Here is a 15952-nt window from a genome sequence, read left to right on the forward strand (position 1 = left end):
CCTCCACTTCTCCCACGAGTTATCGGTCGTATAACGAATGACGTCTGACCATTGATGTTAAAAAATTTAAAACCCCTAAATATTATTCAACTGTTTTCTAAAATCAGTAAGCGTTTACATAAATTGCAATTTATAAAAGGTAGCTTCTTCTCTCCTACCATACTTGAAAGTCTGAAATTGATACCACCTACAAATCAAATTGTAAGCGTTATCTAATCGAAATGCAATATAAATTTTAAAAGATTTTTATATGTTAATATATTCCTAACTAATTGGTTTTTTCATGCAAATTTACCATAAAAAATAGCCCTAGCTATAAGCTAGGGCCATCTTTGTTTATAACATAACACCAACGATAATCGCGGATAAAAGACTTACTAATGTCGCACCGTATACAAGTCGTAATCCGAATGATGAAACAACGTTTGATTGGTTTTCATCGATCCCTTTCGTTGCACCTGCAATAATTCCGATAGATGAGAAGTTCGCGAATGATACAAGGAATACAGAAAGAATACCAACTGTACGAGCTGATAAATCACCAGCTACTTTTCCTAGATCAAGCATCGCAACAAACTCATTTGATACTAATTTTGTTGCCATAATTTGTCCCGCTGTTACCATTTCTGCTTGCGGGATACCCATTACGAATGCTAATGGAGAGAAAATATATCCTAAAATAGCTTGGAATGTAATACCGAACACTGAATCAAACAAGCTATTGATTGCTGTAATTAATGCTACGAAACCAAGTAACATTGCTGCTACCGTAATCGCAATCGTGAAACCAAGCATAATATATTCGCTTAACATTTCAAAGAATGACTGTTTTTTCTTATTTTCTAACTTCAGTGTATCTTCTTCTTCTGTAATATCGTACGGGTTAATAATATGAATGATAATGAAACCACTAAATAAATTTAATACAAGTGCTGTTACTACATATTTTGGTTCAATCATTTTCATATAAGAACCAACGATCGACATCGATACTGTCGACATGGAAGATGCACATAGTGTATATAAACGATGTTTTGGGATTTTACTTAATTGATCTTTTACTGTAATAAATACTTCTGCTTGCCCAACAATTGCGGCCGCTACTGCATTATATGATTCTAATTTTCCTAAACCATTTACTTTACTTAGCATAGTACCAATAGCACGAATAAATATCGGTAAAATTTTAAAGTGTTGCAGAATTCCGATTAACACTGCAAAGAATACGATTGGTAATAAAGCTGTTAAGAAGAATGAAACCTCTCCTTTATTAACAAGGCCACCAAATACGAAAACGATTCCAGATTCCGCGTATCCAAGAAGCGCTCCAAATCCATCTGAAATTCCTTTTACTAAAATATAACCAATTGGCGTATTTAATAAGAAATACGTTAACGCTAGCTGAATAACAAGCATAATTGCGATTGGTTTATACTTGATCTTCTTACGATCAGAACTTATAAGAAAGCCGAGTACGAATACAACTAGTAGTCCTACAAGAAACATAACAAACTTCATTAATAAAATCCTCCATTTAACTCTTCATTAACGTTGAACGTCTGACTACTCAAAACAAGGAATAATCCGAACTTTCCATTTCTCCTCCAAAACCTTCAATCGGATATGAAAAACCATAAAACCTCTTGTCTCAAAGCCATTTTCCATTCTAACACAAATTATAACTCACATCCGCACTTTTCTTAAAAAAATACATTTTATTATAAAATACTCATTAATGTTCGTATTTTCCCTCTTTCTTTAGTTTATCACCATAAAAAAAAACGAGCATCAAATTTCTCTGATGCTCGTTCCTTTTTATTATACAGCTTTTTCTTTATCTGCTACTGCTGGCTTGTCCCAGCACTCTGTATTGTTTAAACCAGGAATAGACTCCGCATAAAAGACTGGATCTTTTCCTTGTTTCTTTTGTTTTACGTAATCTGATAATGCCGCGAAAGCATACTTAGAAAGGAATACAATCGCCACTAAGTTAATAATAGCCATGATACCCATGAATAAATCTGCTAAGTCCCAAACAATTTGAATTGTTGCTACAGAACCTAACATAACCATACCAAGTACCGCGATTCGATAAACATTTAGTAAAACTTTACTTCCATTTAAAAACTCAATATTTGTTTCACCATAGTAGTAGTTACCTACTAATGAACTAAATGCAAACAAGAAGATTGCAACTGCTACAAATATAGAAGCCCACGGTCCGATATGTTGACTTAATGCTTGTTGCGTTAATTGAATTCCGTTTAAATCAGCCGCTCCAGGCACATCTGATAATAAAATGATAAATGCTGTACAACTACAAATTAATAATGTATCTGTAAATACCCCTAAAGTTTGAATGAAACCTTGTTTAACTGGGTGCGTTACGTTTGCAGTCGCAGCTGCGTTTGGCGCACTACCCATACCTGCTTCATTTGAGAATAATCCACGTTTTACCCCTAGTAAAATCGCAGCTCCTAATCCCCCGCCCACTACTTCTTTAATTCCGAAAGCATGTAAGAAAATTTCTTTAAATACATATGGAATTGCCGTAATGTTTGTTACAACAACGAATAATGCCACTGCTACATATATAATTGCCATTACTGGAACAATCATTTCAACCGCACGTGCAATACGTTTTACTCCGCCGAAGATAATGATTGCAAGTAAACCAGCCATAAACAGACCTACAAACTTACCATCTGTGTTAAATGCTCCATCAAAAGCCGCCGCTACTGTGTTTGACTGCACGGCGTTGAAAATTAATCCGAAACTAACTGTTATTAGAACAGAGAAGACAACTCCTAGCCAGCGTTTCTTTAAACCCTTTTCCATATAATACGCTGGACCACCACGGAACGCATTCCCATCTTTTACTTTATAAATTTGCGCTAATGTGCTCTCTACAAATGCAGAAGCACCCCCAATTACCGCGATTAACCACATCCAAAATACCGCTCCTGGTCCACCTGCTGAGATTGCGATAGCTACACCAGCTAAGTTACCAGTACCTACACGAGATGCTGTACTCATACAAAATGCTTGGAATGACGATACACCACTTTTTTCTTTTTGCGCTTTTCTTGTTTTTGAACTCGCTCCATCCCCAAGTAAACGAATCATTTCTCCAAAGTAACGTATTTGAACAAACTTTACTCGGAAAGAAAAATAAAGCCCAAGTCCAATTAGCATTGCAATAATAATATATGACCAAAGAACATTATTTATATCCCCAATAACACTAGTTAAAAAATCCATCATTGCGTTCCCCCTCTTCATAACACTAAGAAGATTATATTCTAAAAACTTTTAACAATCAAGAATTTTCGACAAAGAATGTAAGGTTTTGTGACATGAAAATGTTAACAATTATAACATACGTGTTTTTTATAGAAATTATATTAATCATCTTTTAGCCTTAATATCATTAATTACAACAAAAAAACGAGCATCGAATTCATCTCGATGCTCGCCTTTTTATTATACTGCTTTTTCTTTATCTGTTACCGCCGGCTTATCCCAACACTCTGTGTTCGTTAAACCAGGGATAGAATCTGCACTGAATACTGGATCTTTTCCTTGTTTCTTTTGTTTCACATAGTCCGCCAACGCAGCATACGCAAATCGGCCAAGAAGTGTAATCGCAATTAAGTTTGTGATTACCATTAGACCCATAAATAAGTCTGCCATATTCCATACAACTTGAAGCGTCGCAATAGAACCGAATAATACCATTCCCACTACCGCAATACGGTAAATCGTTAACCAAGTTTTACTTTGTTTAATAAATTCAATATTTGTTTCACCATAATAGTAGTTTCCTAGAAGTGAACTGAAAGCAAATAAGAAAATGATAATCGCTAAGAAGCTACTTGCCCATGGGCCAATTTGTGAACTTAATGCATTTTGCGTTAATTCAATACCTTCTAAATTTGTTGCCTTATATGCACCAGAACATAGTACGATAAACGCTGTTGATGTACATACTAAGAACGTATCTACTAAAACACCGATTGTTTGAATAAAACCTTGCTTTGCTGGATGTGTTACATCCGCTGTTGCTGCCGCGTTTGGCGCACTACCCATACCTGCTTCGTTCGCAAATAATCCGCGTTGAATACCAAACTTCATTGCAGCACCGATACCGCCACCTACAGCTGAATCTAAACCAAATGCCCCTTTAAAGATTTCTGTAAACATATCCGGTATTAAATAATAATTTTTAATAACGACGAAAATTGCTACTGCAATATAAATAAGCGCCATTGGCGGAACGATCATTTCAGACATACGCGCAATACTTTTTACACCACCAAAAATAATAACCGCAACTAATACCGCTAACACAATCCCAACAACGTAACGCTCAATACCAAAAGCATTTTTAAATGCTAATGTAACTGTATTTGCTTGTACGGAGTTGAAAATTAATCCGTAAGTAATTGTAATTAGAATAGAGAACCAAATTCCCATCCAACGTTTATTTAAACCTTTTTCCATATAATAAGCAGGACCACCACGGAAGCCACTGCCATCTTTTATTTTATAAATTTGCGCAAGCGTACTTTCTACGAAACTTGAAGACGCCCCAATAATCGCAATAACCCACATCCAAAATACAGCTCCAGGTCCTCCCATAGAAATAGCTAGCGCTACACCAGCTAAGTTCCCGATACCAATACGAGCTGCTGAACTCATACAAAATGCTTGGAATGACGATACACTTCCCTTTTTACGTGTCTTTCCAGTTAATCCATCACTCATTAATCGAACCATTTCCCCTAAATGAGTAATTTGTACGAATTTCAATTTAATAGAAAAATAAAGACCTAAACCAATTAACATTGCAATAAGAATATATGACCAAAGAATTGTATTCGTTGACGAAACAAATTGCTCTAAAATATCCATACAATTAACCCCTCCTTTTCTCCATAAAACGAATTATATTTAAAAAACATTTAAAAATCAACATTTTTCGACAATTTGCAATTTCCAAATATTAGCCAGACACAAAGTAACAATATCTTTATGACTCTCCTCCCTCTAACTGTGCATACTAAAACAAAAAGTAAATCTACAAACTACCCCATTGACAAAAACACCAACCTGTAACTATAATGATTACATCAGGTTGTAACAAACCTTATTACAACAAATTCATTTACTTTCAGATATACACTTTAACAAAACACTTTGGAGGGATTTATTATGAAAATCGGAATCATCGGAGCAACTGGTAAAGCAGGAAGTCGTATTTTAAAAGAAGCATTAGATCGCGGGCATGAAGTAACTGCAATCGTAAGAAACGCTGCAAAAATTACAGAAGAAAATATAAAAGTTTTAGAGAAAGATGTATTCGCTCTGACATCTAATGACCTACAAGCATTTGATGTAGTTGTAAATGCATTCGGCGCTCCAGCAGGAGAAGAACATCTTCACGTAGATGCAGGAAACGTACTAATTGAAGCTATGAAAGGTGCACCTAACACAAAATTACTTGTAGTTGGCGGCGCTGGAAGCTTATTTGTAGACGAAGAGAAAACAACGCGTGTATTTGATACACCAGGATTCCCAAATGAATACCTTGCAACAGCTCAAAACCAAGGTAAAAACTTAGAAATTCTGCAACAAACAAACGATATTACCTGGACATTCATCAGCCCTTCTGCACTATTTGCATTAGGAAAACGCACAGGCTCTTATACAGCTGGAAAAGACAACCTTCTTGTTAACTCAAAAGGTGATAGCTACGTAAGTTACGAAGACTTCGCAGTTGCAGCACTTGATGAAATCGAAAATCCAAAACACGTAAACGAACGCTTCACAGTAGTTTCTGAAGCTGAGTAATAGAAAAAGCTCGTAAACATTATGTTTACGAGCTTTTTTATTTCTGTTAAGCCTTTATCTCTTGTATACCTTCTACTCTTTCAAAACCTTTTTCTGTAATTTTAAAGAATACATCATGCACACCATACTGTGTATTCACTTCTACATTCTTTTTGTACACTTTAAATCGATCAAATTCCGCTTGATATACTTTTACTACATCACCATATTCAAACGAAATACCATTAAATTGTTCTGCAAATACTTTCGTATTTTCCGTTCCTTCTAATACCATTTGCTTTTTCTCTTTTCCATCCTTATCAAATACAGCTAGTCCCATATATTGTTCACCTTTAAACTGAGTATGAACTGGACCTTCTGAACCTACTGTACTTAACTTTTTATTCTCATGATTGATTGTGATAATCGATTTAACATTCGTTCCACCATACCATGTACCAAAGAACATAATGCTATCACCGTAAATGACTTCTAATGACACTTCCGTCACTTTCTTATTTCCAAAACGATCTTTCGTTTCTACTTTTACTTTTTGTTCTCCCAATTTCGTTGTATTTGGCTTTTCAACAAAGCCTACTACCTCTCCATCTTTTACTTGAACAAAATTTTTCGCGTCTAACTTTTCAACTTCCGTTCCAATTTCTACTTGTTGCGGTACTGGTGTTACTTCCTGCTGAGCTGCCATTCTTTCGAAACCTTGCTCCGTAACTTTAAAGAATATTTCATGAACGCCATACTGTGCATCCACGAATTCATTCTTTTTGTACACTTTAAATCTATCAAATTCTCTTTGATATACTTTTACTATGTCGCCATATTCAAAAGCCATTCCATTGAATTGTTCTGCAAATGCTTTCGTATTTTCAGACGCTTTTACAGATACTGCTTTCTTCTCTTTTCCACCTTTATCGTATACAGCCATTTCCATATACTTCTCATCTGCAAATGAAGTATGCATTTTACCTTCTGAATCTGTTGTACTAAATTTTTTCTCTTCATGGTTCAACGTTACAACCGATTTAATGTTTGTTCCGCCATAACTTGTACCAAAGAACATAATGCTATCACCGTAAATGACTTCTAACGATACTTCCGTTACTTTCTTATTTCCGAAACGATCTTTCGTCTCTACTTTTACTTTTTGTTCACCGATTTTTGATGTATTCGGTTTTTCTACAAAGCCGATTATTTCTCCGCCTTTTACTTCAACAAAGTTTTTGGCATCTAACTTTTCAACATCTGTTCCCACTACTACTTTTTGCGGTACTGGTGTCACTTCTTGTAAGCCGTCTATTAACTCATATCCTCGCTCTGTAATTTTAAAGAACTTTTCCTTTTTATCTTTAGAAGCACCTTTATCTACAAGTTTATTATCATCATACCAAGTTAAATAATACGGTTCGATATGGTACACTTTCATAATGTCCCCATACTCAAACGACATTCCATCTAACTCTTTTACAAAATTCTTTAATCCTTCTTGCCCTTCCGCTGAAACACTTTTCTTTTCATTTCCGTTTGCATCATATATTGTAATACCTGCATACTTTTGGTTTCGATAACTATGATCTAATATATTCCTTACTAATGTCGTATTAAATTTCTTATCTTTATGATCTAAAGTTACCACAGAGTTTGTATTCCAATATGTTTTAAACACCATACTATCACCATACACAACGTTCACTGGTACAGGAATTGCATTTACATTACCTTCTGCATCCACAATTTCTACATTTACAATTTGGTTTCCGTTTTCTTGTTTAAGCCATACTATTTTACCTGTTACTTTTACATTTGCTCCTAAGTTCTTTACAAGTTCACTCGCCTTTTTCCCATCAAATTCTGTACCTATTAAAATATCTGGTACTGTATTAACCGCTTCACCATAAGGAATTTTGTATACTTCAACTTGTTTTTCACGAATCGGATTACTATCTCTCGATAACCATATTTCATTTTTCGGTTCAGGTAATTGTAGTTTATTTACTTTTTCTACCGTATCCGCCTCTGCATGTAATCCCCACTTTGCAAAGTAAGAAATTAAATTTTGTCCCGATGCTTTTGAAGCCATGTATATAAACATTTGCTTTTTCTCTCTATCTCCAATAACTTCGTCAGTATCTAGCATAGGGTATTCTATATCAGATAACGCTCTATACATTTGATGTAACTTCGGATAGAATTGATCGCCATACACTAAATGTAACTGCCAGAACATAATAACCGGATCAGATGTATCAAAGTTTTTTTGATCATCTGGTTGGTTCAAATACGCAAACGCTTTTTCATACCTGCCATCTCTCTCCATGCGAGACTGATTTCCAAAGGCTACTTGCACAGCTAAACTATAAATATTAACAGTAGTTTCTCCCATTCCCGTCCACTGCCAAGGCGCTTGTTGATGCAAGTGTCCTACTTCATGCCACGGTCCCCACCCATCCTTCGTAAGTTCTTCTGTATTCAACACCTTATCCATAACATCTGGAACATATGCAGTATGGTAGTGCGTTGCAAACATAAAGTCTCCATCTTCTGGTATTCTTTTTTCAACAAACTGCACATAATGGCTTGGAGACTTCGCAACCCCAATACCATCTTCAGATAAACCTGCCACTGAATTTTCCATTTTTATAATCTTATCATGCAGTTGCATTAACTCTACCGGGTCTGTATCTCCCATATGATTTTTCACAGCATCATAACTTGCAGTAACTAAGCTTCTCTCTCCCTTCAATTCTACTGCGTAAGGGTTTTTATACTTTTTCAGCATTTCATCCCAATCTTTTTTCGTATGTTTTCCTAATATAAATAACGGGAAGTGACTACCACCATTTTCAACTTTTGCAGTTACCTCTCCACTATCATTTAAGTTATAAAAATATAAAATCCCGCCATTAGGGGACTTAATTACATTTTTACCAGGCTTTAAATCAAACTCTTTAAAGCCTTCTACATCATAAGATCTCGTTCCAATAAAAGCTTTAATTGACTCGTTCCCTTTTATTTCAATAGTAATGTCCTCATTAGGCTTCGCATAAATTCCAGTTGGCTCATTCGCAGATAAATTCCATTTTTGCTTTAAGCGTTCTCTCTCTTCTTCCACACTACCTTTTCCCGGCAACTGAAACGTTCTCTGCTCAAACACCTCTTCTAAATTCCCACCCTTGTTCTCTTCCAAAGGCGCCGCATATCCTTTTGATGCTTCGAAAGCTACTGGTGATAACAATGTAGATATACATATACCAGCTACTAATACCCTACTCGTCTTTTTCTTCGACATAATCTGTGTCCCCTATTCTTTTTGTCATGCAAACCATCATAGATATATTCATTTACTGCAAAATCAAATTATCTTTATACAACCATTTAAAATACACAGCAAAACTTCACTTACCAATACCGCTCACATTTATTACCTATATGTATTCGCTTTCTTATACAACAAAATTTTTAAGTATAAAATTCCTTCTCATCTCTCTATGTTTTATGATGAGTTCTCCTTTTTACATGATGGGATAATGATAAGAAATAATTTTAATAGGTATTGTTGTCTACACATGAAAAATGTGTATAAAAATATCATTTTTTACAATTCATTCATAGGCATCCATCTATGGACAGTTTTTCCAAAATGAATTGTACATGATTTCTTTCTCGTTAGATAGACATTTCAATTAGATTAATATTACAATTTTATGAATAAAATCCAAAAATCTTAATGTTTATATTTTAAACATTTAATACTATCTCAAAATAAAAACCTGTCCGAAAGATACTATTCTTTCGGACAGGTTTTTATTAATCAAGCATACGTTTCATTATAAATCCTTTTCCGTGTAACCACTCATCCTCAATTTCACCGGTTAAATGGAACCCAATTGATTCATATAATTTTTGCGCGAGTTTGTTTTCTGGATGTATGCTTAAATACATAACTTTGCAATTATATTCTGTTGTAAAATGCTCCATTAACAAACGCAATAATGGTTTTGCATACCCTTTTCCTTGGCATGCACTATCGATGACAAATTGATTTAAATATACAGCCTTTTCTTCTTCCTCAAACCAGCCATACATTGCATACCCAATAGGTATATCACCATCATACAGACCTATGGAAACCGCATCTTCTTTATATTTTGTTTCAGCATCAACTAAACAATTTTTAACTGTACTTTCAATAAATTTATGCTGCTGTTCTGTTACTTTTAAGTTAGCAATTTCATGCCGATTTTCTGTCGTTATTTCACAAATACGAAGTTTCATTTTTCATCTCTCTCTCTAATTTCTTGTTTCATTATACCGTACTGATCAAAACATTAATGCTGGCGATGTAAGAAATCCGAAGCATGCAAACAAGAACATATATTGTAGCAATACAAGAAAATATATTTTCCTCCATAATTTTCTTTCACTTGAATTTAACCTTTCAAAAAATATCCCCACTCGTTTTTCTAATATAATAATTTGATATATGTACACATTAAGTCCAAACGGTAAAAGGAAACTAAGCCCTCCCCACCACCAAGACTTTTCATACTTATACAGAAGGATCGCTATATAGACTTGTGAGATAAAAAGAAATAGAGCAATCGCTATAAGTACTATCGTTAACATTACAATATCTTTATCGATTATAATCCCCTCCTTTTTACATCTACAAATAACCACCAAACCGTACATTGTAAAAGCGTCAGCCATATAATGAAAAGTACCGAAGATCCATTCATTGCATATACAAACTGTCTTACTAAAGATAATGGCTCTGTAAATAAATGAATCGAATGGAAACGCAAAAACCTTCCAATAAATATCCCGATACTAGAAAGTAATATAAAAACAAAGAGCATACCTTTTCTCCATTTCGTCTGAAAAAGATTGTTCACTTGTTTCAGCATAAGAATGTAATAATAAATTGCGATTATGACTCCACTTGTTAATACAAAAAAGTTTTTCCACTCTTCAAGTACTAGTCCCTTTTTATAATTAAACTCATATATATTTAGATGAATTAAATCTGTTACTACGTAAAACACATTCGGTGATAGTAGTATGAAAATAATATAAAATAGGCTACTCACCGGTATTTCACTTTTCTGTTTCACTTTAAATAATGGCAATAAAAAAGAAAGTTCTAGTGCAGCAAAGGCAAGGAACATATTCAAAATCATAAACGAGTATTTTATATCAAAAATAATTAAAATAGACAGGTAAATAAAAAAACTAATTCGCGCCTTTGAACGTTCATTCACGGTGTATCTCCCCTTATATATCGTAAATTATTTCTTAATTTTAACAGCATGTTGTAAAAACTATAATCTAGATACATTACAGCAACCTTACAAAAATGTAAGCATACAAAAAAAGCACTGGAACATACCAGTGCTTTTCTTTAATCTTTTATCTTTTATCTTGATTTGGTTTATGTGGTTCGTTTGGAGTATACGGTTTATTTGGTTTATTATCATGACCATTTGCTTTTTTCCAACTTACCGCCAACTCTGGACTTGTTTTTTCTTCACTACGCTCAAGTAATACAACTGCATTTTGAATCGTTGGTGTTCCTTTATGAGCAATCCCTTGTAATTTCGTTAAATTTCCTGATACTTTAAAGCTAAATCCACCCGCTGGTGTTTGTTTCGGAATTAAAATACGGAATTTCTCTCCTACATTAAATTCAGTTTTCGCTTCGCCTTTTTCATTTGCAAATTTCGCGCCTTCTGGAGCACCTGTTGCTTGCACCTTATACGTTCCACTTTTCGCATTTGTTTCTACTGTATATAACCCTGTTTCAAAGAAATCATTTTTCAATACTGCTTGTTGTTCTTCTGATGGTACTACACTCATCGTAATTTCTTGTAGTTCTTCACTAGCGTTTGCTTTCGCAACGATATCTTTCGTTACTTTTTCTACATTTTTATTACGGAAATCTAAATCGTTAATATCAATTTGTTTTAACGCATTCCACACCGCAAGCTGCGTTGCGTAATGTGCCTCTCTCCAATCGGAAACACCTAATTCTTGTGGGCTCTTCTGCGGATACCCGTTTAATAGTACACGGTATACGTTAATATCTACTTTACCCATTTCAGGTAAATCTTGGCCGCTCGGAGATTTCAAATCCACATTTAAGCAAAAAGCAATTTTGCCATCTGCTGTTTTAATAAGCTCTGTTCGAATTGGTTTTTTCTTTGACTTACTATAACTCCAATCCATTTGATACTTCGTGTGATCCATAACCTCTGCGGATGCCTTTTGAAGTGGGAATAATAAGTTCGCAAATACAAATAAAACACTCAAAAAAGCGGCCATTAGCTTGAACGATCGTTTTATATTCATGTCTACAACCCCTTATAAAATAACAAATTTACTACTATGTATTATTTAGTTAGAAAAGTTTTTTATGCATAGACAAAACAAAAAAGAGTGCAAACTTTTTTGCACCCTTTGAACTTACCTCTATTAGAAATCAAAGTTATCAGGATCTGGACCAACGCGGTGGTTCTGATTTAAAGCATCAATCTTTTCCATATCTTCTTTTGTTAATTCGAAGTCGAATATATTAGCATTCGCAATAATACGCTGTTCTTTCGTTGATTTCGGAATCGTTACAACTTCATTTTGAAGATCCCAACGTAAAATGATTTGCGCTGTTGTTTTACCGTACTTATCAGCAACTTCTTGTAAAGTTTCATTATCTAATAATTGCCCTTGCATAAGTGGTGACCATGCTTCCATTTGGATTCCTTGTTCTTTACAGAAAGCTTGTAGTTCTTTCTGCGTTAAACGCGGGTGATACTCTACTTGGTTAATCATCGGCTTAATTTCCGCACCTTCCAATACGTCTTTCAGATGATGGATTTGGAAGTTACTTACGCCAATTGCACGCACGCGTTCTTCTTTATAAAGTGTTTCTAACGCTCTCCACGAATCTTTATATTTCCCTTCAACAGGCCAATGGACAAGATATAAATCTAAATAATCTAGTTCTAATTTTTTTAAGCTCTCTTCGTATGCAGCAAGTGTCGTTTCATATCCTTGATCTGCGTTCCACACTTTTGAAGTAATGAATAAATCTTCTCGAGAAATTCCTGCTTCTTTTATACCAGCGCGAATGCCTTCTCCAACTGCTTTTTCATTTCCATAAATCGCAGCTGTATCAATGCTACGGTATCCTTCTTTAATGGCTACTTTCACAGCCTCTACAAGTTCCGGTCCATCTTCTACTTTAAATACACCTAAACCGAACCAAGGCATTTCCACACCGTTATGCAATGTTGTTTTACTTTGTAAATTTTTCATTATATTTTTCTCTCCTTTATTTTGCTTGATCTCTTTTTTCTAAGTTCATACTCCAAGCTGTTAAAATAACAGCGCCTACTACCATAATGCCGCCTACCCAAGCTGTATGAATTAATCCTAACGAGTTCGTTACAATACCGCCCAAATAAGCCCCAAGAGCAATTCCTGCGTTAAATGCTGCAATATTCATTGCTGATGCGATATCAACGGCACTCGGCACGAAACGCTCAGCCAATATAACGACATACACTTGTAGTCCTGGAACATTCATAAACGCGAATAGCCCCATAAAAATAATTGTGATAAGCCCCGCTACTTGAAACGGCGCTGTAAATGTTAGTACGAATAATACAATTGCTTGAATAAAGAACATGTAAAATAGTGCACGAATTGGATTATGATTCGATAATTTTCCGCCGACCATATTCCCAATCGCAATTGCAATCCCGTACACTAACAAAATGATTGTAACGGTACTCGATTTAAATCCTGTTACTTCTTGTAATAGCGGAGATAAATACGTAAATGTTACGAATGTTCCTCCGTATCCTAATGCAGTAATGACGAAAACAAGTAAGAGTCTTCCGTTCGTGATAAGTTTGAATTGATCACGAAATGATACTCGTGTACCCTTTTTTAAGTTAGACGGAATTAACATGCTGTTTGCGACTAAGGCAATAATTCCAATGACCACAATCACCATAAAAGATGCTCTCCAGCCAAATTGTTGACCAATAAACGTTCCAATTGGTACACCTGTAATCGTCGCAACGGTTAAACCAGTAAACATAAATGCTATTGCACTAGCACGTTTATTCTCTGGTACAAGTGCAGCCGCAATTGTGGATCCTATCGACATAAAAACGCCGTGTGCAAACGCAGATACAACCCTCGCCATAAGCAACACAATAAAACTTGTTGCCACTGCCGCAATTCCATTACCAATAATGAAAATAATCATAATCCACATTAATAACGTCTTTCGCGACATACTAGCTGTTAATGACGTTAATACTGGGGCACCAAACGCTACCCCTAATGCATATAAAGAAACGGTTAAACCCGCTGTTGTAACAGAAACATGTAAATCTTCCGAAATAGATGGTAATAAACCGACACTAATAAACTCGGTTGTACCAATTCCAAATGCACTAATTGCTAGCGCTAATAAAGCAAACATACTTCTTCGATTTGTCTGAACAGCCGAAGATGATACTGCATATGAATTCAATTGAACTCCTCCTTAATGCGAGAAATCCAATCATAATAGTATGATAAAAAGGCCTTTTTATCTTCTACAAAAATAATGTTACTGCTGATATATGCTATTATGAATGGCTTCACTCTTTTTTTGAAGAACGCACTTTAAAGTACGATAGGTACCAAAAAGTAACATAGGCACTTTTTAGTACCGTACTACTCATTTCCCTCTTACGTATGCTATTATGGAACATATTCAACATGATAAAAAGTACGTACTTTAAAGTGCTATAGGTACTTTTTAGTAACATTTAAATTATTTGGCTTCTTTTGTTGGAGAACTGAAATCTACATTCATCAAAGGAGATTTTTATATGAAGAAATATAATATTCCCGTTGAAGCGACTTTAGAGGTTATCGGCGGAAAATGGAAAGTCGTTATTCTTTGCCACTTAACGAAAGGTACAAAGAGAACGAGTGAATTAAAACGTCTCATGCCTGGTATTACACAAAAGATGTTAACACAGCAATTACGCGAATTAGAAGAAGACGGAGTTATTCAAAGAAAGGTATACAATCAAGTACCACCGAAAGTAGAATATTCTCTTACAGACTACGGTTGGTCTTTAGAATCCATTCTTGATTCTCTTTGTACTTGGGGCGAATGCCACCTTGAAAAAAGCGGTAACACATCAATGCTAATTACAGAAGGTGAACAATAAAAAAAGGAAAAAATGAACATAAATTTGTCCATTTCCTCCTTTTTTTCTTTATATATATGTACATTTTTAAGATGGATAAAATAATTTATGCGCTTTCATGCCTTGTCAGTACTAGGTTACAGAATCAATATCAAATAATTAGGAATCATTTTTATGTTAACATACGTGTATATAGTATATAATATAGGATATATATTATATACACTTTCCGATAAGGGAACTTTCCATTATGCGGACAAGCCATGTATCGGACAGTTCATAAATAATAGGTAGGACATTATGGTTTTGGATTTATGATTTCAGCTTACTTGCTGTCATAAATTTAAAGGCATTTTATTGTGCTTTGTGAAACTTTGTATAAAGTTTCGCAAGTGTTTACTATCTTACCTATAAAAAATAAGAGTATTGCTATCGTAAAGGAGAATTGGAGATGCCAGAAACTATGACTCAAACAAAGCCAGAACAAGAAACTGTACAAATTTCTGCTAGCCAAGGACAACTTGATGTACTTGATCAGTTGTTAAAACCTGAGGTACAAGAATCATTAACAACACTAGTAGAACAGCTTCCAAAATTAACTGAGCTTGTTAACATTTTAACTAAGTCTTATGACTTCGCTCAAACTGTTGCTACTGATGAAGTATTAAAAAGCGACACTGTTAGTGCAATCACAGAGCTTGTAGAACCTGTAAAAGATACAGTGAAAAGCATGGCTGCAACTGCTATCGAAGCGAAAGATCGTGCTGATGAAAGCAACGAAGTTATCGGCCTGTTCGGTCTATTAAAATTACTAAAAGACCCACAAGCACAAAAAATGTTCCGCTTTGTGAACGCATACCTTCAAATTAGTGCAGAACGTAACAATAAATAAT

12 protein-coding genes are annotated in these 15952 nt (G+C 34.9%); 3 read left to right on the plus strand and 9 right to left on the minus strand.

Annotation, left to right across the window (positions count from 1 at the left end; genetic code table 11):
• Window positions 1-336: 336 nt before the first annotated feature.
• The 3 genes from AC0IXC_RS17820 to AC0IXC_RS17830 form a co-directional block, all read right to left on the minus strand.
• Complete coding sequence (locus AC0IXC_RS17820; protein WP_002089478.1) at window positions 337-1518, minus strand: NupC/NupG family nucleoside CNT transporter; 1182 nt, start codon at window positions 1516-1518, stop codon at window positions 337-339.
• 300 nt (window positions 1519-1818) lie between these two features.
• Complete coding sequence (locus tag AC0IXC_RS17825; RefSeq protein ID WP_033708503.1) at window positions 1819-3261, minus strand: alanine/glycine:cation symporter family protein; 1443 nt, start codon at window positions 3259-3261, stop codon at window positions 1819-1821.
• Window positions 3262-3483: 222 nt separating this feature from the next.
• Window positions 3484-4914 carry an alanine/glycine:cation symporter family protein gene (locus AC0IXC_RS17830; protein ID WP_012261958.1) on the minus strand — a complete coding sequence of 477 codons (1431 nt, stop codon included), beginning with the start codon at window positions 4912-4914 and terminating at the stop codon, window positions 3484-3486.
• 300 nt (window positions 4915-5214) lie between these two features.
• On the opposite strand from AC0IXC_RS17830, the gene AC0IXC_RS17835 reads away from it, so the two are divergent.
• The gene (locus tag AC0IXC_RS17835; protein WP_471653099.1) at window positions 5215-5853 is read left to right on the plus strand and encodes an NAD(P)-dependent oxidoreductase; all 639 of its coding nucleotides are present in this window, start codon (window positions 5215-5217) and stop codon (window positions 5851-5853) included.
• A gap of 46 nt (window positions 5854-5899) precedes the next feature.
• Here AC0IXC_RS17835 and AC0IXC_RS17840 read toward each other — a convergent pair whose 3' ends face one another.
• From AC0IXC_RS17840 to AC0IXC_RS17865, 6 genes are all read right to left on the minus strand, one after another.
• Window positions 5900-9136 (minus strand): M60 family metallopeptidase, encoded by a 3237-nt coding sequence (locus AC0IXC_RS17840; RefSeq protein ID WP_471653100.1) that lies wholly within the window; start codon window positions 9134-9136, stop codon window positions 5900-5902.
• Between the two features lie 518 nt (window positions 9137-9654).
• Window positions 9655-10122 carry a GNAT family N-acetyltransferase gene (locus AC0IXC_RS17845; protein WP_002089489.1) on the minus strand — a complete coding sequence of 156 codons (468 nt, stop codon included), beginning with the start codon at window positions 10120-10122 and terminating at the stop codon, window positions 9655-9657.
• A 368-nt stretch (window positions 10123-10490) separates the two neighbouring features.
• A complete protein-coding gene (locus AC0IXC_RS17850; RefSeq protein WP_471653101.1) occupies window positions 10491-11108 on the minus strand; it encodes a DUF1361 domain-containing protein in 618 nt (205 codons plus the stop codon).
• 148 nt (window positions 11109-11256) lie between these two features.
• Window positions 11257-12195 (minus strand): thioester domain-containing protein, encoded by a 939-nt coding sequence (locus tag AC0IXC_RS17855; RefSeq protein WP_016102243.1) that lies wholly within the window; start codon window positions 12193-12195, stop codon window positions 11257-11259.
• A 123-nt stretch (window positions 12196-12318) separates the two neighbouring features.
• Window positions 12319-13158, minus strand: coding sequence for an aldo/keto reductase (locus tag AC0IXC_RS17860; RefSeq protein WP_002068247.1), 840 nt, complete (start codon window positions 13156-13158; stop codon window positions 12319-12321).
• Between the two features lie 16 nt (window positions 13159-13174).
• Window positions 13175-14338 carry an MFS transporter gene (locus AC0IXC_RS17865; protein WP_471653184.1) on the minus strand — a complete coding sequence of 388 codons (1164 nt, stop codon included), beginning with the start codon at window positions 14336-14338 and terminating at the stop codon, window positions 13175-13177.
• Window positions 14339-14732: 394 nt separating this feature from the next.
• On the opposite strand from AC0IXC_RS17865, the gene AC0IXC_RS17870 reads away from it, so the two are divergent.
• Both AC0IXC_RS17870 and AC0IXC_RS17875 read left to right on the plus strand, forming a co-directional pair.
• A complete protein-coding gene (locus tag AC0IXC_RS17870; RefSeq protein ID WP_000760478.1) occupies window positions 14733-15080 on the plus strand; it encodes a winged helix-turn-helix transcriptional regulator in 348 nt (115 codons plus the stop codon).
• Window positions 15081-15510: 430 nt separating this feature from the next.
• The gene (locus tag AC0IXC_RS17875) at window positions 15511-15951 is read left to right on the plus strand and encodes a DUF1641 domain-containing protein (RefSeq protein WP_002016003.1); all 441 of its coding nucleotides are present in this window, start codon (window positions 15511-15513) and stop codon (window positions 15949-15951) included.
• The last annotated feature ends 1 nt before the right edge of the window (window position 15952 follow it).

This window comes from Bacillus sp. AC266 (assembly GCF_979253805.1).

Bases quoted from the DNA above. Each gene is read 5' to 3' on its own strand.
- AC0IXC_RS17820 (WP_002089478.1), bottom strand. From the start codon at position 1,518: ATGAAGTTTGTTATGTTTCTTGTAGGACTACTAGTTGTATTCGTACTC.
- AC0IXC_RS17825 (WP_033708503.1), bottom strand. From the start codon at position 3,261: ATGGATTTTTTAACTAGTGTTATTGGGGATATAAATAATGTTCTTTGG.
- AC0IXC_RS17830 (WP_012261958.1), bottom strand. From the start codon at position 4,914: ATGGATATTTTAGAGCAATTTGTTTCGTCAACGAATACAATTCTTTGG.
- AC0IXC_RS17835 (WP_471653099.1), top strand. From the start codon at position 5,215: ATGAAAATCGGAATCATCGGAGCAACTGGTAAAGCAGGAAGTCGTATT.
- AC0IXC_RS17840 (WP_471653100.1), bottom strand. From the start codon at position 9,136: ATGTCGAAGAAAAAGACGAGTAGGGTATTAGTAGCTGGTATATGTATA.
- AC0IXC_RS17845 (WP_002089489.1), bottom strand. From the start codon at position 10,122: ATGAAACTTCGTATTTGTGAAATAACGACAGAAAATCGGCATGAAATT.
- AC0IXC_RS17855 (WP_016102243.1), bottom strand. From the start codon at position 12,195: ATGAATATAAAACGATCGTTCAAGCTAATGGCCGCTTTTTTGAGTGTT.
- AC0IXC_RS17860 (WP_002068247.1), bottom strand. From the start codon at position 13,158: ATGAAAAATTTACAAAGTAAAACAACATTGCATAACGGTGTGGAAATG.
- AC0IXC_RS17865 (WP_471653184.1), bottom strand. From the start codon at position 14,338: ATGTTTGCTTTATTAGCGCTAGCAATTAGTGCATTTGGAATTGGTACA.
- AC0IXC_RS17870 (WP_000760478.1), top strand. From the start codon at position 14,733: ATGAAGAAATATAATATTCCCGTTGAAGCGACTTTAGAGGTTATCGGC.
- AC0IXC_RS17875 (WP_002016003.1), top strand. From the start codon at position 15,511: ATGCCAGAAACTATGACTCAAACAAAGCCAGAACAAGAAACTGTACAA.